18 protein-coding genes are annotated in these 21,281 nt (G+C 72.5%); 9 read left to right on the top strand and 9 right to left on the bottom strand.

Going from position 1 to position 21,281, the window contains the following annotated elements; translation table 11 throughout:
- Positions 1-3: 3 nt before the first annotated feature.
- The 7 genes from ACWDAK_RS23825 to ACWDAK_RS23795 all read left to right on the top strand — a co-directional run bounded on the left by ACWDAK_RS23825 (position 4) and on the right by ACWDAK_RS23795 (position 6,050).
- The gene (locus ACWDAK_RS23825) at positions 4-1,245 is read left to right on the top strand and encodes a beta-ketoacyl synthase N-terminal-like domain-containing protein (protein ID WP_344640380.1); all 1,242 of its coding nucleotides are present in this window, start codon (positions 4-6) and stop codon (positions 1,243-1,245) included.
- A gap of 64 nt (positions 1,246-1,309) precedes the next feature.
- The gene (locus ACWDAK_RS23820) at positions 1,310-1,567 is read left to right on the top strand and encodes an acyl carrier protein (protein WP_344640381.1); all 258 of its coding nucleotides are present in this window, start codon (positions 1,310-1,312) and stop codon (positions 1,565-1,567) included.
- Position 1,568: 1 nt separating this feature from the next.
- Entirely contained in the window at positions 1,569-2,027 is a 459-nt protein-coding gene (locus tag ACWDAK_RS23815; protein ID WP_344640382.1) for an SRPBCC family protein, read from the top strand.
- A gap of 5 nt (positions 2,028-2,032) precedes the next feature.
- On the top strand, positions 2,033-2,365 hold the full coding sequence (locus ACWDAK_RS23810; protein ID WP_344640397.1) for a TcmI family type II polyketide cyclase: 333 nt from the start codon (positions 2,033-2,035) through the stop codon (positions 2,363-2,365).
- Positions 2,366-2,398: 33 nt separating this feature from the next.
- Complete coding sequence (gene accD / locus ACWDAK_RS23805) at positions 2,399-4,135, top strand: acetyl-CoA carboxylase, carboxyltransferase subunit beta (protein ID WP_344640383.1); 1,737 nt, start codon at positions 2,399-2,401, stop codon at positions 4,133-4,135.
- 8 nt (positions 4,136-4,143) lie between these two features.
- Positions 4,144-4,677, top strand: a complete 534-nt coding sequence (locus ACWDAK_RS23800; RefSeq protein WP_427395667.1) for an acetyl-CoA carboxylase biotin carboxyl carrier protein — start codon at positions 4,144-4,146, stop codon at positions 4,675-4,677.
- A 5-nt stretch (positions 4,678-4,682) separates the two neighbouring features.
- A complete protein-coding gene (locus ACWDAK_RS23795; RefSeq protein ID WP_344640385.1) occupies positions 4,683-6,050 on the top strand; it encodes an acetyl-CoA carboxylase biotin carboxylase subunit in 1,368 nt (455 codons plus the stop codon).
- Positions 6,051-6,174: 124 nt separating this feature from the next.
- Here the strand turns inward: ACWDAK_RS23795 and ACWDAK_RS23790 are convergent, their stop codons facing one another.
- The 3 genes from ACWDAK_RS23790 to ACWDAK_RS23780 form a co-directional block, all read right to left on the bottom strand.
- Positions 6,175-7,311 (bottom strand): methyltransferase, encoded by a 1,137-nt coding sequence (locus ACWDAK_RS23790; RefSeq protein ID WP_427395668.1) that lies wholly within the window; start codon positions 7,309-7,311, stop codon positions 6,175-6,177.
- Positions 7,312-7,336: 25 nt separating this feature from the next.
- A complete protein-coding gene (locus ACWDAK_RS23785) occupies positions 7,337-8,422 on the bottom strand; it encodes a right-handed parallel beta-helix repeat-containing protein (RefSeq protein ID WP_344640386.1) in 1,086 nt (361 codons plus the stop codon).
- A 178-nt stretch (positions 8,423-8,600) separates the two neighbouring features.
- On the bottom strand, positions 8,601-9,671 hold the full coding sequence (locus ACWDAK_RS23780) for a S1 family peptidase (protein WP_427395669.1): 1,071 nt from the start codon (positions 9,669-9,671) through the stop codon (positions 8,601-8,603).
- Positions 9,672-10,156: 485 nt separating this feature from the next.
- On the opposite strand from ACWDAK_RS23780, the gene ACWDAK_RS23775 reads away from it, so the two are divergent.
- Entirely contained in the window at positions 10,157-11,260 is a 1,104-nt protein-coding gene (locus tag ACWDAK_RS23775; RefSeq protein WP_427395670.1) for an NUDIX hydrolase, read from the top strand.
- 180 nt (positions 11,261-11,440) lie between these two features.
- Here ACWDAK_RS23775 and ACWDAK_RS23770 read toward each other — a convergent pair whose 3' ends face one another.
- The 4 genes from ACWDAK_RS23770 to ACWDAK_RS23755 all read right to left on the bottom strand — a co-directional run bounded on the left by ACWDAK_RS23770 (position 11,441) and on the right by ACWDAK_RS23755 (position 17,632).
- Complete coding sequence (locus ACWDAK_RS23770; protein WP_427395671.1) at positions 11,441-12,286, bottom strand: isocitrate lyase/PEP mutase family protein; 846 nt, start codon at positions 12,284-12,286, stop codon at positions 11,441-11,443.
- A 231-nt stretch (positions 12,287-12,517) separates the two neighbouring features.
- On the bottom strand, positions 12,518-14,881 hold the full coding sequence (locus ACWDAK_RS23765) for a protein kinase domain-containing protein (RefSeq protein WP_344640390.1): 2,364 nt from the start codon (positions 14,879-14,881) through the stop codon (positions 12,518-12,520).
- A 182-nt stretch (positions 14,882-15,063) separates the two neighbouring features.
- Complete coding sequence (locus tag ACWDAK_RS23760) at positions 15,064-15,708, bottom strand: LysE family translocator (RefSeq protein ID WP_344640391.1); 645 nt, start codon at positions 15,706-15,708, stop codon at positions 15,064-15,066.
- 286 nt (positions 15,709-15,994) lie between these two features.
- The gene (locus ACWDAK_RS23755; protein WP_427395672.1) at positions 15,995-17,632 is read right to left on the bottom strand and encodes an alpha-amylase family glycosyl hydrolase; all 1,638 of its coding nucleotides are present in this window, start codon (positions 17,630-17,632) and stop codon (positions 15,995-15,997) included.
- A gap of 470 nt (positions 17,633-18,102) precedes the next feature.
- Between ACWDAK_RS23755 and ACWDAK_RS23750 the strand changes: the two genes are divergently transcribed.
- Positions 18,103-18,996, top strand: a complete 894-nt coding sequence (locus ACWDAK_RS23750) for a polysaccharide lyase (RefSeq protein WP_427395673.1) — start codon at positions 18,103-18,105, stop codon at positions 18,994-18,996.
- Between the two features lie 139 nt (positions 18,997-19,135).
- Here ACWDAK_RS23750 and ACWDAK_RS23745 read toward each other — a convergent pair whose 3' ends face one another.
- Together ACWDAK_RS23745 and ACWDAK_RS23740 are read right to left on the bottom strand one after the other, a co-directional pair.
- Entirely contained in the window at positions 19,136-19,771 is a 636-nt protein-coding gene (locus ACWDAK_RS23745) for a class I SAM-dependent methyltransferase (protein WP_427395674.1), read from the bottom strand.
- Between the two features lie 339 nt (positions 19,772-20,110).
- Positions 20,111-21,145, bottom strand: coding sequence for a hypothetical protein (locus tag ACWDAK_RS23740; protein WP_449806498.1), 1,035 nt, complete (start codon positions 21,143-21,145; stop codon positions 20,111-20,113).
- Between the last annotated feature and the right edge of the window lie 136 nt (positions 21,146-21,281).

The following is a 21,281-nucleotide window of genomic DNA, read 5'->3' as shown; positions in this document are numbered from 1 at the left end:
AATGTGACGGACGATCAGGCGCCGCGCCGCGCGGTGCTGACCGGCATCGGGGTGATCGCTCCGAACGGGGTCGGTACCGACGACTTCTGGAAGGCCGTCCAGGAGGGCGCCTCGGTGCTGGGGCCGATCTCCCGGGAGGGCTGCGGCGACCAGCCGCTGCGGGTCGCCGGCGAGGTCCGGGGCTTCGAGCCGTCGGGATCGGTGGAGGAGCGGTACCTGGTCCAGACGGACCGGTTCACGCACTTCGCGATGGCGGCGGCCGACCTCGCGCTGGCGGACGCCGCGCTGGACCCTACGGCCGGATCGCCGTTCTCCGTGGGCGTGGTGACCGCCGCGGGCTCCGGCGGCGGCGAGTTCGGCCAGCGGGAGCTGCAGCAGCTCTGGGGCCGCGGCCCCGAGTACGTCGGACCGTACCAGTCGATCGCCTGGTTCTACGCGGCCAGTACCGGGCAGGTGTCGATCCGGGGCGGCTTCAAGGGCCCCTGCGGGGTCGTCGCCTCCGACGAGGCGGGCGGTCTGGACGCGCTGGCGCACGCGGCCCGGGCCATCCGGCGGGGCACCGAGGCGGTGGTGGTGGGCGCGGCGGAGGCCCCGCTGGCGCCGTACTCGATGGTCTGCCAGCTCGGCTACCCGGAGCTGAGCCGGTCCGCCGACCCGGACTCGGCCTATCTGCCGTTCACCGCGCAGGCGGCCGGGTTCGCTCCCGCCGAGGGCGGGGCGATGTTCGTGGTCGAGTCCCGGGCGGCGGCCGCCGCGCGCGGGGCCCGGATCCGGGCCCAACTCGCCGGGCACGCCGCCACCTTCACCGGGGCGTCGCGCTGGGCGGAGTCCAGGGAGGGCCTGGCCCGGGCCGTCCGGGGCGCGCTGAGGGAGGCGCACTGCGCGCCCGACGAGATCGACGTGGTCTTCGCCGACGCGCTGGGCACCCCGGAGGCCGACCTGGCCGAGGTGCTGGCCCTGCGGGACGCGCTGGGCGACCACGCGGGCCGTGTCCCGGTCACCGCTCCCAAGGCCGGCTTCGGCCGGGCGTACTGCGGCGCCCCGATGCTGGACGTGGCGGCCGCCGTACTCGCCTTGGAGCAGGGCGTCATCCCGCCCACTCCCAGGGTCACCAAGGTCTGCCACGAGGTGGACCTGGTGACCCGCTACGCCCGCTCCTGCGAACTGCGTACCGCGCTGGTGCTCAGCCGGGGGCTGATGGGTTCCAACGCGGCCCTGGTGCTGCGCCGGGGCCAGGAGGTGTGAGGCCGCCGCGCTCACACGCCGAGACCAACTGAATCAACTGAACGCACCCGACAAGGAGCAGCGCATGCCCACCAACCTGACCCACACCGAGCTCTCGGCCCTGATCAAGGGCAAGGCCGGTATCTTCATCGACCCCCGGGACCTGCAGCGTCCCGAGACGACCTTCGAGGAGTTCGGCGTGGACTCGCTCGGACTGCTCGGTGTGGTGGGCGAGTTGGAGAACCGCCATGGTGTGCAGATCGTGGACGGCGCCGAAATGGCGAAGACCCCGTCCGAGTTCCTCGTCGCCATCAACAACTCCTTCGCGAAAGCAGGTTCATGAGATGCCCGGTCACACCGACAACACCGTCGTCATCGACGCCCCCGTCGACCTGGTCTGGGAGATGACCAACGACCTGGAGAACTGGCCGCAGCTGTTCAGCGAGTACGCCTCGGTCGAGGTGCTGGACCGCGAGGGCGCCAGGACCACCTTCCGCCTCACCATGCACCCCGACGAGAACGGCAAGATCTGGAGCTGGGTGTCCGAGCGGACCTGTGACCGCAAGGGGCTGGCCGTCAAGGCCCGCCGGGTCGAGCCGGGCCCGTTCGAGTACATGGACATCCGCTGGGAGTACGCCGAGGTCCCGGGCGGCACCAGCATGCGGTGGATCCAGGACTTCGCCATGAAGCCCACCGCCCCCGTCGACGACGAGGGGATGACCAACCACATCAACCGCAACTCGCGGATCCAGATGGAACTCATCCGGGACAAGGTCGAGAAGCGCGCGGGGAGGAAGGGGTGAACACCGTGCACCGCACGCTGATCGTCGCACGGATGAAGCCGGAGTGCGGCGCGGACATCGCCGGGGTCTTCGCCGAGTCCGACCGGGGCGAGCTGCCGCACCTGGTCGGGGTCACCGGACGCAGCCTGTTCCAGTTCGGCGATCTCTACCTGCACCTGATCGAGGCCGACCGGCCGCCGGGCCCCTCGGTGGCCAGGTACAAGGACCACCCGGAGTTCCGCGACGTGAGCGAGAAGCTCACCGCCTTCGTCCAGGCGTACGACCCCGCCACCTGGCGGGAGCCCAAGGACGCGATGGCCCGCGAGTTCTACCGCTGGGAGCGCGCCGCGTCCCGCTGAGCCGCATCCCGCTGGGCTGGAGGAGGACTCGCCATGGTGGACACCGACGACCGGACGGACCCGGAGTGGGTCCGCTGCGGACACTGCGCCGGACTGATCTACGGCCGCCGCTTCCGGCGGAGCCTGCGGGTCTGCCCGGACTGCGGCTGGCACGGCCGGCTCAGCGCCCAGCAGCGCCTGGACCAGCTGCTCGACCCCGGATCGGCCGAGCCGCTGCGCCAGGTCGCGGCCCTGCACGACCCGCTCGGATTCGTCGACAGCCGCCCGTACCACGAGCGGCTGGCCGACGCCCGCGCCGACACCGGCCTCGAGGAGGCCGTGCTCTGCGCGACCGGTCGGATCGAGGGGCAGCCGGTGGTCGTCGCCGCCATGGACTTCCGTTTCCTCGGCGGCAGCCTCGGGTGCGGGGTCGGCGCCCAGATCACCGAGGCCGCCGAGACCAGCCTGCGGCTGCGCACCCCCCTCCTGCTGGTCTGCGCCTCCGGTGGAGCGCGGATGCAGGAGGGGGTGCTCTCCTTGATGCAGATGGCCAAGACCGCACAGGCCCTGGCCGAACTGGACGAGGCCGGGATCCTGGTGATCTCGCTGATCACCGACCCGACCTACGGCGGGGTGGCGGCCTCCTTCGCCACCCTCGCCGATGTGATCATCGCAGAGCCCGGTGCCCGGATGGGCTTCGCCGGGCCCCGGGTGATCGAGCAGACCACCGGCGAGAAGCTGCCCGAGGGCTTCCAGACCGCCGAGTTCCTGCTGGCCCACGGCCTGGTGGACGACGTCGTGGCCCGGCCCGCGCTGCGCGACACGCTCGGCCGGCTGCTGGGCCTGCGCTCCCCCGCCGGGCCGCCCGAGCCGGTCCGCGCACCGGGGCGGGTCCCGCGCAAGGCCGCCGCCCCGACCGGACACGACTCCTGGGCCGCCGTCCGGCTGGCCCGGCACCCCGACCGGCCCAGCAGCCTCGACTACGTGGGCCGTCTGCTCGACGACTTCCTCGAACTACACGGCGACCGGCTCAGCGAGGACTGCCCCGCCATCGTCGGCGGCCTCGGCCGGCTCGGCGGGCTCCCGGTGGTGCTGATCGGCCATCACAAGGGCGGTCCCGATCTGGCCGAGCGCCGGCGCCGCCGCTTCGGCATGCCCTCCCCCGCCGGCTACCGCAAGGCGGCCAGGCTGATGCGGATGGCCGCCAAGCTCCGGCTCCCGCTGGTCACCCTGATCGACACCCCCGGCGCCAACCCGGGCCCCGACGCCGAGCGCGGCGGCCAGGCCATCGCCATCGCCGAGAACCTCCGCCTGATGTCCCGGCTACCGGTACCGATCGTCACCGTGCTGATCGGCGAGGGCGGCAGCGGCGGGGCGCTCGCCCTCGGCATCGGCGACCGGGTGCTGGTGAGCGCCAACGGCGTCTACTCCGTGATCAGTCCGGAGGGCTGCGCGGCCATCCTCTGGAAGGACCCGGCGGCCGCGCCCACCGCCGCGAATGCGCTCCGCCTGCACGCCGGTGAGCTGGCCCGGCTCGGCGTCGTGGACGGCGTCGTCCCCGAACCGGACGGCGGCGCGCACCGGGACCACGCGGGCGCGGCCACGATGCTCGGCGAGGCGCTGACCGCGGCGCTCGGCGAGCTGATCCCCTGGGAGCCCGCACGGCTGCTCGCGGAACGCAAGCGGCGCTTCCGCCGCTTCGGTGTCGAGGTGGCCGGGGCTGACGGAGGGACCGCTGCCGGGCCGGTGGTCGACCCGGTGGCCAGAACGGTCGAGAGAGGTGCACAGTGACAGTCGGTGTGGACAAGAAGACCCATCAGGAGAACGGCCGCAAGTCCGTCACGCTGATCAACCCGCACGCCTTCCCCGGCTCGGCGGAGGCCAGCCGGGCCGATCTGGAGGCGGTCTGCCGGGCCGTCCGGGAGCTGGCCGGCCTCTCGCCGCAGCTGCCGACCCGGATCCGGCTGCAGCACGGGCGGACCAGCGTGGAGATCGACTGGCCCGTCACCGAAGGACCGCAGCCGCCGGTGCGGCCGTCCACCGGGCAGGCGGCGGCCGCGCCGGACGACGAACCGGAGAGCGGGCTTCGGTACGTCTGCGCCCCGATGGTCGGCACCTTCTACCAGGCGCCCGAGCCGGGTTCCCCACCCTTCGTCTCGGTCGGCGATCTCGTCCGGCCGGGACAGACCGTGGGGATCCTGGAGGTGATGAAGATGATGAGCACCATCGAGGCGGAGGTCGCCGGCCGGGTGGTGGAGGTGCTGGTGCCGAACGGCGCCTCGGTGGAGTACCAGCAGCGGCTCATCACCGTGGCGCCGGCGACCGAGGGGTGAGCGGGATGTTCACCACCGTTCTGGTCGCCAACCGGGGCGAGGTCGCGTTGCGGATCGCCCGGACCTGCCGGGAACTCGGGCTGCGGACCGTGGCCGTGTACTCCACCGCCGACCGGGACTCGGCGGTGGTCCGGTTCGCCGACCGCGCGGTGCGGATCGGCCCGCCCCAGGCCAGGGGCAGCTATCTGCACGTGCCGTCGGTCATCGAGGCGGCGATCGCCACCGGCGCCGAGGCGGTCCACCCCGGGTACGGCTTCCTCTCCGAGGACCCGGACTTCGCGGAGATCTGCGAGGCGAACGGGCTCACCTTCATCGGCCCGCCTCCCAGGGTGATCGAGCAACTCGGCGACAAGGCGATGGCCCGCACGTTGATGGCCGGGGCCGGGCTGCCGGTGCTGCCGGGCAGTACCGGCGCGCTGGCCACCCCGGGGGACGCCAAGGAGACCGCTCAGCGCGTCGGGTACCCGGTGATCCTCAAGGCGGTGGCGGGCGGCGGCGGCCGCGGGATGGCCGTGGTGCGCAGCGAGGAGGGTCTGCTCCCCGCCTACCACTCGACCCGGGCGCACGCCCGGGCGGTCTTCGGCGACGAACGCGTCTATCTGGAGCGGTTCATCGAGGACGCCCGGCACATCGAGGTGCAGGTGGTCTGCGACCGGCACGGGGCGGCCGTGCACCTGGGCGAGCGGGACTGCTCGGTGCAGCGCAGGCACCAGAAGCTGATCGAGGAGTCCCCGGCCCCCAACCTGCCGCAGGAGCTGCGCGAGCGGATGTGCCAGGCCGCGGTACGCGGCGCGCTGGCGGTCGGTTACGTCGGGGCGGCGACCTTCGAGTTCGTGCTGACGCCGGATCACCGGTTCTATCTGATGGAGGTCAACTGCCGGCTCCAGGTCGAGCACCCGGTGACCGAGATGGTCACCGGGATCGACCTGGTCCGGGAGCAGATCACCGTCGCCGCCGGGCGGCCGCTCTCCTTTCGGCAGGACGAGGTGCGACCGCGCGGGGTGGCCGTCGAGTGCCGGGTGAACGCGGAGGACCCGGCCCGGGGCTTCGCGCCGACGCCCGGCCTGCTGACCGAGTTCGTCCCGCCGGGCGGGCCGTTCGTACGGGTCGACACGCACGCCTACCCCGGCTGGCTGGTCGGTCCGGACTACGACTCGCTGCTGGCCAAGACGGTCGTCTGGGCACCGGACCGGGCGCAGGCGCTTGCCCGGATGGACCGCGCGCTGAGCGAGTTCCGGATCGACGGCCCCGCGGTGCGGACCACCGGCGCCTTCCTGCGGGAGGCGCTGGCCCGCCCGGAGTTCCGGGCCGGGACGCACACCACCGGGCTGGTCGCGCGGATGACCGAGGAACCGGTGGCGACCGGCCGTTGAGCGGCCGGGGCCGGGGGCGTGGGAAATCGGCTCCGCGCCCCCACCGCGTCCTCCGGACACCGACACACACGGTGGAGCCGGCACCCCGTCGGTCGGGGTCCCGGCTCCACCGTGTGTGTCGCGCTCAGTCGAGCGGGACCGTGCTCTCGAAGGCGTGCAGATAGGGGTTGACCGGGCCGATGTGGCCTAGGCACAGGCCCGCCTCGGTCATCAGGTCGACCATGCTCTGCTTGGAGTGCTTGGCCCCACCGACGTTGAGCAGCAGCATCAGGTCCATGGCGGTGGTGAAGCGCATCGACGGGGTGTCGTCGACCAGGTTCTCCACCACCACGACCCGCGCACCGGGTCTGGCCGCCTCGACGATGTTGCGCAGCGTCCGGCGGGAGCTGTCGTCGTCCCACTCCAGGATGTTCTTGATGATGTAGAGGTCGGCGTCGACCGGGACGGCGGCGCGGCAGTCCCCCGGCAGCAGCGTGATGCGGGAGGCCAGTGGTCCGCCCTCGCGCAGCCGAGGGTCGGCGCCCTCGACCACCTTGGGCAGGTCGAGCAGTGTGCCGTGCAGCTCGGGGTACTTCTCCAGCAGACCGGCCAGGACGTGGCCCTGGCCGCCGCCGATGTCCGCGACCGTCCGCACCCCGGTGAGGTCGAGGTAGTCGACGAGTTCGGCGGCGGACTGGCGGCTGGAGTGGGTCATCGCCCGGTTGAACACCGCCGCGGACTCGTGGGCGTCGTCGTGCAGGTAGTCGAAGAACTCCTTGCCGTGGATGTCCGGGAAGACGGTCCGCCCGGAGCGGACCGCGTCGTCCAGGCGGGGCCAGGCGTCCCAGGTCCACGGCTCGGTGCACCACAGGGCGATGTAGCGCAGGCTGTTCGGCTCGTCCTCGCGGAGCAGGCGGGACATCTCGGTGTGGACGTACCGGCCGTCCTCGGTCTCGGCGAAGATCCCGTAGCAGGCGAGCGCCCGGAGCAGACGGCGCAGCGGCAGCGGCTCGGCGCCGACCACGGCCGCGAGTTCCTCGGCACCGACCGGCGACTCGCCGATCGCGTCCGCGAGTTCGAGTCTGACCGCGGCGCGGACGGCTGCGGCGCAGGCGGCGCCGAACACGATCTCGCGCAGCCGCATGTTCGGCGATGGCGGCGGACTGTCGCCCGCCTGTGGCGAGTTGGTGAGGCCGATGCCAATCGGTGTGGTCAGCTTGGCGGCGTTCGGGCTGACCGAGGTCGGATTGACGGTCGGTGTGGTGGATGGTGCCGTTTGCATGTGCCCGCCTTTCTGTGGGGAACGGTCAGCACTGGCCGGCGGGTTCGGAGACCCGGCACTGGTTGCGGGCGAAGGTGTTGCCGGTGCCGGTGTCGCGGACGGCGAGGTCGGCCGGTCCGTTGCCGCGCACCGTGTTGTCGGTGACCTTGATCCCGGTGTTGGGTGCACCGACGAAGCTGTGGAACAGGACGATGCCGCCGGACATCGAGGACTTGCCGACGTTCCCCTCGACCCGGTTGCCGGTCACCAGGGTGTCCTCGGCTCCGGTGAGCAGGATGCCGGTGCCCTGGACGACGTCCAGGCGGGGGGTCTTCGGGCAGAACTTGTTGTTGGCCCGGACCAGGTTCGACCGGACCGTCAGCGCGCCCGCCCGGGGCACGCCCTCGTCGCCGACCACGAACACGCCGCCGCAGTTGCCCGTGATCACGTTGGCCTGGACGCTGAGCTCGCGCACCCGGCGGACCACGACGCCGAGCCGGTTGTCCGAGAGGCGGTTCTCGCCGATCACCGTGCCCTTCGTGAAGACGGGCGGGACCTTGCCGTCCGCCACGTTCGCCACGAAGATGCCGGCCTGGCCGTTGCCGCGGGCCTCGTTGCCGCGCAGTACGGCCCGGGTGGACTGCTCCTGGCTGATGCCCTGCTGCCCGTTGTCCCTGGCCAGGACGGCGTGCACGGTCATCCTGTCGGTGCCGTAGGCGTTGATGCCGTTCTTGGTGAAGCCGGCGACCGTGAGCGCCTCGATCCGTACCCCGGTGACCGGGTGCCCGGCGGTGCCCGTGACGCACAGGCCGTGGCCGGCCTTGGCGCAGGCGTTGCCGGTGGCGGCGGGTGCGGACTTCTCGGGCGCGGTGATCACCGTGGTCTGGCCGGTCCCGCGCAGCGTCAGGCCGGAGGTGGTGACCTGGACGCTCTCGCGGTAGGTGCCGGGGAGGATCTGCACGGTGTCACCGGGTCTGGCGGCGTCCACCGCCTTCTGGATCGACTCGCCCGGGTGGACGAGCCGGATGGGCGGAGACACGGAAGCGCCGGCCGGCCCGGGAAGCCCGGTGACCAGACCGACGGCGAGGATGGCTGCGACGCCCGCCAACTGCGGGGTCCGGCACGTGGGCATGGGTGATGACCTGCTTTCAGGGGCTCGGGTGCATGGCTCCACTGGCCCGATGGCCGGCCGGGACTCGGGTTCCCGACCGGCATCGGGCCACCTAATCGAAGCTATGGGCACCCCTCGGCACCTGCCACTTCTGCTCGGCCGACCGTGCTGCCGTGCCGCTGAGCGGGTGGACGCGACGTCAGTACACGCCGACGCCCAATGCCTTGAGCGCCGCGGTGACGGGCTGGAAGAAGGTGGTGCCGCCGACGGTGCAGTCCCCGGTGCCGCCCGAGGTGAGGCCGAGCGCGGTGTGGCCGGCGAAGAGCGGGCCGCCGCTGTCGCCCTCCTCGGCGCAGACGGTCGTCTTGATCATCCCCCGGACGGTGCCCTGCAGGTAGTTCACGGTCGCGTTGAGCCCGGTGACGGTGCCGCTGTGCACGTGCGAGGTGCTGCCGCTGCGGTTGACGGTCTGCCCGAGCGAGGGAGTGGCGGCCCTGGTGATCGTACGGCTGGTGCCGTCGTAGAGGTCCACGGCGGACGCCGGGACGCTGCCGTCGGTGTATTTGATCAGGGCGTAGTCGTGGTCGGGGAAGGTGGAGCTCTCGGTGTCGCCGATCGGGGTGGTGTGGGCCGCGGTGGTGTACCAGGTCGAGGCGACGTTCCCGCAGTGACCGGCGGTCAGGAAGTAGTAGCCGCCGTCCAGACCGCGGACGTTGAAGCCGAGCGAACAGCGGTACCCGCCGCCGTAGATGGCGTCGGCACCGTTCATCCTGGGGCTGAACACCCCGGGCACCCGCTCCAGCCGGACGGCGGAGCCGAGTTCCCCGGCCGTCCGGGTGAGCCGGTCGAGCGCGGCGCCGCGGACGGTGGAGTCGGCCGACACCACCACCTGGTCCGCGGCCGGGTCGACGGCCCAGGCGGTACCGGGCACGGCGGCGCTGCGGTCGAGCTCGGCGGTGGCGGTGGCCAGCTGGGCGGCGCTGCGGGTCACCAGCCGGGGAACGGCCCCGGCCGCCTCCACCCGCTGGGAGTCCGCCGGGTGGGTGATGGTGACGACCGCTCGGCCGGAGGCGTCCAGGTACGAACCGGCCGTACGGTCCTCGCCCAGCTGCTGCTGGAGGTCGTCGGCGAGCGCTGCGGCGGCCTCGCCGGTGGGTGTCGGAGGGGGCAGGGCGGCCGCGGGTGCGGGAAGTGCGAGTGCTGTACCGGCGAGCAGCGTGGCGGCCGCCGTGAGGAGGACGGCGCGACGGCAGGTACGGCGATTGCTCATCAGGGCTCCCTGGATGCCTGGGAAGAAGGGTCGCGGGCGTGCCCGGATGGCGTACCCGGGTCGGCCGAGGACCCGGCTTCCGGGTGGCCGTGGCGGGCTCCGGGCGGGTCCTGCTGCCAAATATCGGGGCCGGGACCGAGGTTGGCGACCCGGAACGGCGGTCGGCTGAGCCGGTCGCGGCGACCGGGACGTGGTCCCGGCCAGTGGCCGGGCTCCCAGGCCCGTGCGCGGCCGGGCTCTCGGGTCGAGCGCTCCGCCACCGGTCCGTGCCCGGGGACGGCCGGTACGCGGTGTGCCGGTCCGGCCGTCGCGACGGCGCGGGCGGTCCGGAGCCGGGCGATCCGGGCCACCTCGGGCATGCAGTCGGGGCTGCCGGGGAATCGAAGGGTTGCCGGACGATTACCGGGGCGGCCGGAACCAGCGAGGCGGTGCGCCGTGTCCTGCTCTGCGAAACTCAAGTGGGCTTCGAGCGAGGGGGGTTCGAGGTGAGCGGGTCCGTGGGGGCCGATGGCGGAGGGCGACTGCTGGCCGCGGCCGGGGTGCTGCTCCCGGACGAGCGGGGTCGGATCCTGGTGGTGCGGCTCACGTACGACCGGAAGCATCCGATCGCGATCCCCGGTGGCGGCTGGGAGCCGTCCGACGGGTCACCGCGGCAGACGGCCTTCCGGGAGATCGCCGAGGAGCTCGGGGTGCGGCCCGAACTGGGGCCGCTGGCCTGCGTCGACTGGTCGCTGGGCAACGGCCGGCCACCGATCGCGGCCCATCTGTACTGGGCTGCGCCGCTGCGGGGCGAGCAGCTCTCCGTGTTCCGGCCGCAGGCCACGGAGGTCGGCGGCTGGGCCTGGCTGACGGATCGCCAGCTCGCCTCGGCGTTGCCGCCCAGGCTGTCGCGGCGGGTCACGGCCTGCCTCACCGCGCCGCGAGGTGCCGGACCGCTGGAGCTGGAGGACAGCCGTCCGGTCGGGCACACCGTCACCCATGTGCCGCCGGTTCCGCCGCCGCCGTACACCCGGGCGGCCGGGCTTGAGCTGTCGGGCAGCGGCGGGACGGCGCAGCAGCGGCCGCCGCTGGAGCGGGAGGCGTACTACGCCTCGCTGCCGAGGATCCGGGCGAAGGCGCGGATGCTGTTCACCGACCCGGCCGGGCGGGTGCTGCTGGTGCGCCTGCGCCCGCGGGAGGACCGGCCGTACTGGACGCTGCCGGGCGGCGGAGTCGAGGCCGACCGCGAGATGCCCCGGGCGGCGGCGCGGCGCGAGACCCGCGAGGAACTCGGCTGGGAGCGGGAGCCGGGCCGCCTGCTGGCACTGGACTGGTCAGCCGGTCCGGACGGCTCGGTGGCCATGGTGTACGTGTTCGACGGTGGCGAGGTGACCGCCGAGCTCCTCGGGCGGATCACGCTGCCGCCCGAGGAGCTGGTGGACTGGGGGATGTTCACGGCCGCCGAGGCCCGCGAGGTCCTGTCCGAGCAGGCGCGGTGCCGGCTGGAGGCCGCTCTCGCCGTCCGGGCGGCGGGGCGGGACGGCGGCGGGGGCGGGCCGGTGGAACTGGTCGGCGGCCGGGCGGTCGCGGCTGGTCCGTCGGTGGCGTGACGGTGGAGCACTCGATGTGGTGCACCAGTGAGTCTCCGGCGCCGTGGCCGAGCTGCAGCAGGAGTACCGAGGCGCTGGCGCCGACCGCCCGGGCGTGGGAACCGAGGACGAGGGGCAGCCCCCGGCCGGGCGACCGGGAGCTGCCCCCTTCACGAACGGTTCGGTCAACTACCGTACCAATCAGACCAGTTGGTGGTTACGGCTGATGTTCCGCTCCAACAGGGCGAGCGATTCGGCCACGCCGACGCTGTCCGCGGTGAACTCCGGCAGCCGACCGTCCGCCTTCTTCAGCTCCACCAGCGCCTGGTCGATCGCGCTGTGCGCGGCGAACAGGCAGGGGGTGCTGTAGATCGCCACGTCCACCCCCAGCTCGGTCAGTTCGGGCAGCGAGAGCCGGGGCGATTTGCCGCCGGCGATCTGGTTGAACAGCAGCGGCTTGTCGCCGATGACGGCGCGGACCTTGCGGATCCAGTCCACACTGCGCACGCCGTCGACCAGGATGACGTCGGCGTCGGTCGCGGCCAGGGCCTCGGCACGGCGCAGGATCTCGCGCTCCTCGGTGGCGTCGGTGCGGGCGACGACCACCAGGTCGCGCCGCGCGGCCAGCACCATCTCCAACTTCTCCAGGTACGCCTCCAGCGGGAGCACCTGCTTGCCGTCGACGTGTCCGCAGCGGCGGGGCCGCTGCTGGTCCTCCAGGATCACCCCGGAGGCGCCGACGGCCTCCAGGTGCTGGACCACGTGGCAGGCCGTCTCGGGGTCGACGTAGCCGTCGTCGATGTCGACCAGCAGGTGCTGGCGGGGGAAGGCCAGCCTCAGCCGCTGAACGAAGGCGACGATGTCCGGCCAGGCGATGAAGCCGATGTCCGGCAGGCCGTAGTGCGAGGCGGCGAAGCCGAACCCGGAGACGAACATCCCGTCATAGTGCTGGGCCGCCAAGGAGGCGGAGAACATGTCGAAGACGCCGATCAGCGGGGTGGTGCCGGCCTCGGAGATCGCGTCGCGCAGCCGAATCGGGTGATGCACAGGGTCCTCCAGCAGATGGTGATGGTGCCCGATGCGCGCCACCGGTACGCCATGCGGGGCATACCGGTGGCCTAGGCGTGGAAGGGGCGGCAGGCACGGGACGCTGCCACCTCGTCTTCCACAAATCTAGGTAAAGAGATGGTCATGAACAATACTGAACCAGTGGTCGAATGGGGGGCTATATCGAGCTGACATGGATAGCTCGGGTATATAGATCCCCCGGCACCGCGATCACCCGGCCGGAAGCGCGTAGATCTTCGCGCCCCGCCGCGCGAACGCCACCTTGCCGTCGGTGCTCAGGTACCAGTCGTTGTTCTTGATCGGGTAGGACGGATCGTCGAAGGTCCACTTGAACGTGCCCGACTTGGCGTCCACCGCGTACAGCCCGCCGTCGAACTCGCTCGGGACGAAGAGCGTGTCGCCCACCAGCAGTGGTTCGCTGGTCAGGCTGGGCCGCTGGGGCAGCGCGCAGCGCCAGCGCGTCTTGCCGGTCTCCGCGTCGTACGCGAAGACCGCCTCCGAGCCGTCGCTGCCGTACACCATCCCGTTGCCGGCCGTCACCGGGGCGAACCGGCCGTGGTCCGGCTTCAGCCGCCACAGCTGCTTGCCGTCCGCGAGGCCCACCGCCTGCAGGTCGGAGTCCTCGGTCAGGCAGTACAGCCGCTTGTCGTCGCACCAGATCCGCCACGGCTCGACCGTGCCGGTGTCGACGCGCCACAGCTCCCGGCCGTCCTTGACGTCCCGGGCGACGATGAGCGACTTGCCGCGGCTGTGCAGCAGGGTGCCGCCAGTCACCCGGCCGGTGGCGAGCGAGTCCTCGGTGTCCTGGTCGGGCTGGGCCCATTTCTTGTTGATCCGGTTGGCGGTGTCGAGGGCCAGCACCATCTGGTCCCCGGCCGTTTCGAACTGCGGTCGGACCAGCACCTTCAGGTAGACCGCCTGGTCGTCAGCAGCGAGGACCTTGTGGACCTCGATCACCTTGTCGCCCCCGTAGGCGACCAGCGAGCCGGCGTCCTCCCGCCCGGTCTTCTGGTCGATGCTGCTCACACCGCGGAGCAGGGTGAGCAACTGGCCGCCGCCCACGATGGTGTTAATGGTGGGCGCGGACAGATCCGGCCGGGCCCAGCGCACGGTGCCGGTGCCGGCGTCCAGCGCGGTGAGGCCGTTGGCCACGACGAAGACCGCGCCGTTCAGCACCAGCGCCGGGAACTGGGCCATCGACGCGCCCGGGAAGGTGTACGTCCAGACGGGCGTGGGCGCCTTGCCCGCCGTCGCGCTGCCGGAGGATCCCGGCGTCGGGGCCGGCGGCTTGGGGTGCGGGGCCGGGTGCGGGCTCAGCAGCGCCCAGGCGGTGCCGCCCACCGCCGCCGCGGCCGCCACGCCGCCGCCGGCGAGGAAGAACCGCCGGGACACCTTCGGCGCGGACCCGGATGGCGGCGCCAGCGTCGGTGCGTGCGCCGGCGAGGGCATCGGCGTGGCCGTCGGCCCAGTGGCGGACGACGGCGACATTGCCGAGGGCGTCGGGCCGGGCAGCGGTGGTGTGGGGGTGGGGCCGGGCAGGGGCGGCGTGGGCGTGGCCGTCCGGGGGCCCAGCCGCATGGTGCCGGGTGCCGCCCCCGGCAGGTCGGTGCCGGTCGGGGCGTACTCCGCGGCGGGCGGGGTGGCGGGCTGCAACGGCTGTGCGGGCGTGCCGCGGCTCGGGGTCTCCATGTCCATCACGGACGAGGCGTGGGTGGCCAGCGCCGAGGCGACCGGGCCGGGCAGCCAGTTCCCGGCCCGGGTCGCCGCGGTGCCGGCGGGCAGCAGCTGGGCGGCCAGCTCCAGCGGGGCGGGGCGCCGTGCCGGGTCCTTGGTCAGCACTCCGGCGATCACCCGCCGCAGCCCGTCGGGCAGTTCACTCAGGTCGGGCTCGTCGTGGACCACCCGGTACAGCTGCGCCGCCACACCCGACTCGCCGTCGAACGGACCGTGCCCGGTCGTGGCATACACCAGCACCGAGCCGAGCGAGAACACGTCGCCGGCCGCGCCGAGCGGCCGGCCCATCGCCTGTTCGGGTGCCATGAAACCGGGCGAGCCGACCACCACCCCGGTCTGGGTCAGGCGGTCGCCGTCCAGTGCCCTGGCGATCCCGAAGTCGATCACCCGGGGGCCGTCGGCCGCCAGCAGGACGTTGGACGGCTTGAGGTCACGGTGCACCAGTCCGGCGCCGTGGATCGCGTGCAGCGCCTCGGCGAGCCTGGCGCCCAGCGCCCGGACCGAGTCCTCCGGCAGCGGCCCGTAGCGCTGTACGGCGTCGGTCAACGAGAGGCCGAGCACGTACGCGGTCGCCAGCCAGGGGGTCGGCGAGTCGGGGTCGGCATCCACCACGGGCGCGGTGTACGCCCCGTCCACCGCCCGCGCGGCCTCCACCTCGCGGCGGAACCTGGTCCGGAACTCCCGGTCCTCCGCCAGCTCGGATCGCACCACCTTGACCGCGACCGTCCGACCGCCCGCTGAGCGGGCCAGGTACACCCGGCCCATCCCGCCCGCCCCGAGCCTGGCCACCAGCCGGTAGGGGCCGATCGCCTCCGGATCGTTGGCCTCGAGTGGCTCCATGTGCTGTTCCCCGTCCCCGTGTGTTCGTTCCCGCTGGTCGTCCGCCGAAGATCGTACGGGCCGTCAGCTCGGCACGGTCACGCGGAGGTGGCATCGCCGCCGAAGCGGCGGCCGGTACGGGCCCTCGGGCGGCGGCGCGGTGGCAGCGTTCGCGGCGCGCTGTGGTCACGCGCCCCGGCGGGTCAGGCCGCGGCGGCAGGCGCGCTGTCGGTGGCCAGCTTGACGGCCAGTGCCCCCAGGACGGTTCCCATCAGGTAGCGCTGGGCCCGCAGCCAGGCGGGGCGGCGCCCGAGGAAGACCGCGATGGCGCCCGCCGCGAGGACGACGGCCAGGTTCACGACCAGGCTGACGGCTATCTGGACGCCGCCCAGCGCGAACCCCTGCAACATCACGTGCCCCGCCTTGACGTCGACGAACTGCGGGATCAGCGAGAGGTACATGACGGCGACCTTCGGGTTCAGCAGGTTCGTGAGCAGGCCCATGGAGAACAGGCGCCAGGGCGAGTCCGGCGGCAGTTCCTGCGGGGTGAAGACGGACAGCCCGCCCGGCTTGAGCGCCTTCCAGGCCAGCCAGGCCAGGTACCCGGCGCCGGCGGCCTTCACCGCGAGGTACAGCCCGGGGACGGCCAGGAAGACCAGCGACAGGCCGAGGTTCGCGGCGCCGAGGTAGACCAGGAAGCCGACGGCGACGCCCGCCAGTGAGACCGCTCCCGCGCGGCGCCCCTGTGTGATGCTCCGTGAGACCAGGTACATCATGTTGGGCCCGGGGGTGAGCACCATGCCGAGAGCCACTGCCGTCACGCCGAGGACCGCGTTCGTTCCGATCATGCGGCAAGGATGGGCGCCAGGGAGTGTTCAGCACCAGCGCGGGTTTCTTCAGGATTCGATTCAGTACTGCTACATCCAGGACGGCATCCGGCCGACGGCCCTACTCCTCGGCGGCTTCTCATCCGGCTTCCCGGCGGAAAGCCACACACGGCGAGGATCAATCTGACGCCGACTCAACTGGCGGCAGGAACCGGGCCGAGGAGTCGCGGACATCGAAGCGCCCGCCGAGAAGGCTCCTCGGCCCGGTGTCCGGCACCATCCACCGAACATCCGCGCAGGGACGCGGCTACCGTCCGGCGGGCCCGGAGAGTTCGAAGATCCCGTAGCCGAAGCCCTCGGCACTGACGCCGTCAGCCGTCGCGATGACGCCCCTGACCTCCAGAGCGCGGGCGCCCTCGAGCCCGGGGTGCGCGAAGTAGGCGGGCTCGCGGCGGGGGTTGACGACCACCAGGTGCGTGCCGCCCCGCAGGTGGACGAAGGGGTACCCGGTGTGCAGCACCTCGGCGTGGCCGTGGCTGCCGAGCGCGGGGGTGGACCTGCGGAGCGCGATCATCCGCCGGACCAGGTGCAACACCGAGTCGGGGTCGGCGACTTGGGCGGCGACGTTCGGCCTGCCGGGGTCGGGGTCGAGGGGCTGGTACAGCCGGTCGGCGGGAGCCGTGGAGAACCCCGCGTTGGCGGTGTCGTCCCACTGCATCGGAGTGCGCGACCCGGCACGGTTGTTGGTGGGTTCGAGCAGACTGCCCTCCTTGTCCGGCAGTCCGGGGACGAACCGCATGCCGATCTCGTCGCCGTAGTAGATCGCGGGCAGGGTCGGCCAGGTGAGCAGGAAGGCGAAGGCCGCGCGGAGTTGCTCGGGCGTGCGGGAGCCGGTGGCGAGGCGGTTGTAGTCGTGGTTCGCGGTGGGCAGGATGACGTGCCCGGCGCCGGGTGCGCCGGAACCCGGCTCCACGGCCGTACCGGTGGCGCGCCAGGCGGCGACGAACTCGGCCATCGAACCCCGGCCCTGCGGGTCGAAGTAGCAGGGTCCCGACTCCCACGAGGCCGAGGCCATCCCCTCTCCGTTGTCCCAGAGCGAGGTGACGGCCCGGCCCGCGAAATGCAGGAAGAAGTCGGCGTGGAAGCCGGCGGGCAGCGCGAGTTCGGGCCGGCCCCACTCCGAGATCAGTACCGCACCCGGGTGGCTCCGCTCCAGCCGGGCCCGCAGCTCACGCCAGAGCTTCGCCGTCTCGGCGCGGTCCGGGTCGTCCTTGACCAGGGAGTACGCCATGTCCGCCCGGAAGCCGGCGACGCCCGCCCGCAGCCAGTGGTCCATGATCTCGCGCAGCGCGGCCCGGTTCTGCCGCGGTCCTTCGGCGTCGACGGGCTGCCGCCAGGGTTCCTCGCCGTGGCCGCGCGCGTAGCCGTAGTTGAGCGCGGGCTGGAAGTCGAAGAAGTTCGGCAGGTAGAAGCCCGGCCGCTTGCCCGGGGAGGGGACGAACCTGCCGGTCTGCCGGTCGGCCCAGATGTAGCGCTGGTCGGTGGGGTCGTCAGCGGACGCCAGGAACCAGGGGTGCCGGTCGGAGGTGTGACCGGGCACCAGGTCGAGCAGGATCCTGATCCCGCGCCGGCCGGCCGCGTCCACCAGCGCGGCGAGGTCCTCCTCGGTGCCGTAGCGCGGGGCGACGGAGAAGTAGTCGGAGACGTCGTACCCGGCGTCGCGGAACGGCGAGGTGAAACACGGCGTGAGCCACACCGTGTCCACTCCCAGCCAGGCCAGGTAACCGAGGTGCTCGGTGATCCCGGCGAGGTCGCCGATGCCGTCGCCGTCGGAGTCCGCGAAGGTCTGCGGATAGATCTGGTACAGGACGGCGTCGGCCAGCCAGGCGGAGGCGGGCCGGTTCGCGGGGCGGCCTGCGGCCGGGTTCGGTGTTGGGTTCGTCATCGCGTGCCGTGCTCCCTTCACGGGGACAGTCCGAGGCCAGTGTCCCTCCGCGACAGCCCCGGGCGCTGCCGTTCGGCCGACAACCGCACCGCCACGGACCGCCGGGTATCCGTCACCCGGTCAGAAGCGCCAGTTCCAAGGGCATTTCACTGGCGATCGTGACCCGGACGTGCCGGGCCTCTGCCATCACCGGGCAAACGTTCGTTGAACATCGGCCCGTCCCCGGGACGGGGCCGGGGAGATCCGTTGAAGGCGTGACCAGTGCTTCGGAGTCAGCTTCAATCCCCCGGTCTGCTCGCGGAGTTGCTCGTCGTAGAGGCCGCTCGGGGCCACGGCGGTACCGGCCGATTCCAGTTCTCCGTCGGTGCCCTTCAGGACGCTGCCTTCGGCGTCTTGACAGCGCGGAGCCGTTAGGAAACCTTACTAACGAACAGCCATCGTTTTGCCCTCCAGGCGGAAGAGAGATCGATATGACGTCGCATCGGATTTCCGTACCGCGCCGGCGGTTGGCGGCGGCCGCCTCGGCCGTACTCACCGCCACGCTGCTGACCGCCGGTTCGGCAGGCGCGGCCGAGCCGGCCGGCGGTACGGCGCGGGCGGCGGCTTCCGCCTGGAGCGGGCAGTTCACCGGGTACGGCAGTTCCTCCTGGCGCACCGCGTGGGGTGTCGCCTCCTCCGGCACCTGGGGCGGCTCACAGCTGCGCGGCGTCAGCGTCCCCGGCGCGCCGGGGGACGGCTCCGCGCTCCAGGTGACGTACGGTGCCGGCTCGTCCGCCAGCTCCTGCACCGACTGCCCGAATCCGGGCGGCGGGCAGTTCTACACCGACCTCAAGGCGCTGGGCCTCGGCAAGCTGGCCGAGTCGGCCACCCTCGACCTCAAGTACTACGCCAGGTTCCCGGCCGGACAGGACTGGGGCAAGGCGGGCAAGCTGCCGGGCCTGTACGGCGGCACGATCGGCGAGGAGTCCGGCGGCAACCACGGCAACGGCTGGTCCACCCGGTTCATGTGGCGAATGAACTCCTCCGCGCCGAACAATGGTGAGGTCTACCTCTACACCCCCACCAACTCCGGCCCCACCGGGTACGGCGTCGACCTCGGGGTCGGCAGCTGGAAATGGGTCGCGGACGGGAACTGGCACAGCATCGAGCAGTCGGTGAACCGCAGCACCGGTGACGTCACCGTCTGGTACGACGGCAAGCAGGTCTTCGCGGCTCGCAAGGCGGCCACCGGGATCGGCTCCATCCCGTTCGGTGGGGTGTTCTTCTCCACCTTCTACGGCGGTCACGACACCAGCTGGGGTCCGAAGACCACCCAGCACGCGTACTTCGCCGACTTCTCGCTCGCAACGTCCGTCCAGCACTGACCTGTTGACGGCTCAGGCCGGCAAGGCCGCGCCGCGCCCCTGATGCGGGTGCGGCGGCTGTCGCGTTTGAGGGTGCGGCGCGGCTGTCGCGTCTGAGGGTTCGGTCCCGGATCAGCGGCACGGCTCCTGCGGTTGGGCGTCACGGCCCGGACCAGCCGCGCGGGCGTTCGAGGCGCACCAGGGCGTCGATCGCCTCGGCGGTCGCGCCGTGCGCAGCACCGGCCGGCCGGCGGACGCGTTCGGCCCGGACCACCCGCAGCCGGCGGTCTGCCAGATCGGCCAGGATGTCATCCGGCGTGAAGAGCACGGCAAGGTCCGCCGGGCCGCCGGAACCCTCGGTCAGGTTGGTGGTGTCGTGGCCGACGACCAGCAGCGTGCCGCCGGGCGCCAGGGCCTCGGCGGCCCGTCGCAGCACGGTGCGGCGCTGCTCGGCGAACAGATGCAGATAGGCGATGAGGACGAGGTCGTGGCCGCCGGGCTCGGGCAGGTAGTCGCGGACGTCCACCTCGGCAAAGGTCACCCGCGCCGCGACTGCGGGCGGAAGTCGTTCGGCGAGTCGGCGGCCGCGCTCCAGCGCGACCGGGGAGAAGTCGACCGCGGTGACCCGCCAGCCCAGGGCGGCCAACCAGAGGGTGTTGCGCCCCTCGCCCGCTGCCAGGTCGAGCGCCCGACCGGGCGGCAGGCCCTGGCACTCCTTCCGCACCCAGCGGTTGGGCTCGCTGCCCCACACCAGCTCGGCCGAGTCGTAGCGCTGGTCCCAGTCCTGACTCTCCATCGTCGTCCTCTCGGCTCCCGGCGTTCGCTCCGCGCCCCGGAGCCCGAGCCTACGCGGCGCGGTCGCCGGCTCACCCCCGGCGCGGACTCACGTAGCCCTCGCCGTTCGACGGTCATATGGACGATGCTGGCGGCCCTGCTCCGAACGCGTGGGCAAATACTGGTGGAATAACCCGAATGGTTCAATTCGTCCGCGTCCTGGTTTGGATTCTCCCCGAAGCCTCGGCGCGATTCCGCGGGCCGAGGAGCAACGAGGGCCTGGTTCCGGACGCCGCCGCGCGGGCAGGCTCCGACCCGCGGCGGTGGCCAATGCCAGAAAGTTATGATTCAGGCTGGTTTGTCAAGCAGCCCTGGTGGTCGGCGTGTTCGTGGCGGCGAGCGGCTTTGCGGGGGCGGCTGTCACTGGCTGCTCGGGGAGTCGGTAGGTCGCGGGCGCGGTCTTGACCAGCAGGTTCTTGCGTGCCCAGGCGCTGAGGTGGAGTGCGAGGGTGCTCTGTTTGACGGTGTTCAGCGCGGTGGTGATCTCGCGGGCGTGCCAGGGGCGGTGAGGATCGGTGGCCATGACCGCGAGGACGTCTTCATGGCGGACGGCGACCTTGGAGGGTCGCGGCGGTCCGTCCGGGATCTTGAAGGTGGCTGGCCCGGTCTTGATGAGGATCTTGAGCTTGGCCCATCGGATCAGCTCGCCAGTCAGGTCGCTGCGGTCCAGCCGTAGCAGGGTGGCCAGTTCGATTGCGCGCCACTCGCGCTCCGGGGCGCTGCCCATCGCGGCGAGCACGTCTTCGAGCCTGCTGGTGTGCATCGGGGCTGCGGGCGGCAGCAGCGTCTCGGCCGTCACGGGCGGGTGCTCGCCGGTATCGGTGGCGGGCGTGGCCTGTCGCGGGGCCGGGATCCAACCGGGTTGGCCGGGAGGAGCCGGCGCCGGGACGGGGGTGAGGGCATCATCCGCGGGTGCGTGGACGGTGATGTCGATGGAGGTGACCGGGGTGCTGACGGCAGGCCGGTCCTCGTCGGGCGGGCGGTGTCCGTAGCGGGCGGAGACGCCTTTGACGGTGCGTGCGCTGATCCGCGCCCGCCGCGGTGGCAGCAGGGCACCGGTGACCGCATCGGTGATCGGTCCTCCCAGCTCGCTCCCGGCGTCGGGCACGATGGCGGCGGCACGGGTGACGCTGTCGCGCGCGGCGGCCAGGGCCGCGGTGAAGCACGCCCGGTCCGCGTCGCATCCGGGCACGGCGTCAGTGGCGTCCAGCATCGCCATCCGCAGGAGCTGGTGGACCGTCAGCAGTTCCCACATCTCCTGACGCAGGCCCTGCGGGTCGCCTGAGCGCAGCACGCGCCCCTTGAGCAGGGTGTGGCGGATCGCCAGGAACGCCACCTCGATCTGTCGGGTAGGTGCGGCGCATTGCTGCGCCGCACCCCCCTCAGAACCGGACTTGCCCGCTTTCCGGGCATCCGGCTCAAGCAGGCCCTGAAGGCCCACGGGCAGCCAGAAGTGGAGGTTACCAGTTTCC

The organism is Kitasatospora sp. NPDC001175, assembly GCF_053598215.1.
The sequence above is the reverse complement of the archived record's forward strand: the minus strand, read 5'-3'. Positions and strand labels throughout refer to the sequence as shown.

Excerpts from the sequence above, each read along its gene's own strand:
- ACWDAK_RS23745 (WP_427395674.1), bottom strand. The coding sequence starts at position 19,771 with ATGGAGAGTCAGGACTGGGACCAGCGCTACGACTCGGCCGAGCTGGTG.
- ACWDAK_RS23820 (WP_344640381.1), top strand. The coding sequence starts at position 1,310 with ATGCCCACCAACCTGACCCACACCGAGCTCTCGGCCCTGATCAAGGGC.
- ACWDAK_RS23755 (WP_427395672.1), bottom strand. The coding sequence starts at position 17,632 with ATGACGAACCCAACACCGAACCCGGCCGCAGGCCGCCCCGCGAACCGG.
- ACWDAK_RS23760 (WP_344640391.1), bottom strand. The coding sequence starts at position 15,708 with ATGATCGGAACGAACGCGGTCCTCGGCGTGACGGCAGTGGCTCTCGGC.
- ACWDAK_RS23765 (WP_344640390.1), bottom strand. The coding sequence starts at position 14,881 with ATGGAGCCACTCGAGGCCAACGATCCGGAGGCGATCGGCCCCTACCGG.
- ACWDAK_RS23790 (WP_427395668.1), bottom strand. The coding sequence starts at position 7,311 with ATGCAAACGGCACCATCCACCACACCGACCGTCAATCCGACCTCGGTC.
- ACWDAK_RS23780 (WP_427395669.1), bottom strand. The coding sequence starts at position 9,671 with ATGAGCAATCGCCGTACCTGCCGTCGCGCCGTCCTCCTCACGGCGGCC.
- ACWDAK_RS23795 (WP_344640385.1), top strand. The coding sequence starts at position 4,683 with ATGTTCACCACCGTTCTGGTCGCCAACCGGGGCGAGGTCGCGTTGCGG.
- ACWDAK_RS23815 (WP_344640382.1), top strand. The coding sequence starts at position 1,569 with ATGCCCGGTCACACCGACAACACCGTCGTCATCGACGCCCCCGTCGAC.
- accD (WP_344640383.1), top strand. The coding sequence starts at position 2,399 with ATGGTGGACACCGACGACCGGACGGACCCGGAGTGGGTCCGCTGCGGA.
- ACWDAK_RS23750 (WP_427395673.1), top strand. The coding sequence starts at position 18,103 with ATGACGTCGCATCGGATTTCCGTACCGCGCCGGCGGTTGGCGGCGGCC.
- ACWDAK_RS23785 (WP_344640386.1), bottom strand. The coding sequence starts at position 8,422 with ATGCCCACGTGCCGGACCCCGCAGTTGGCGGGCGTCGCAGCCATCCTC.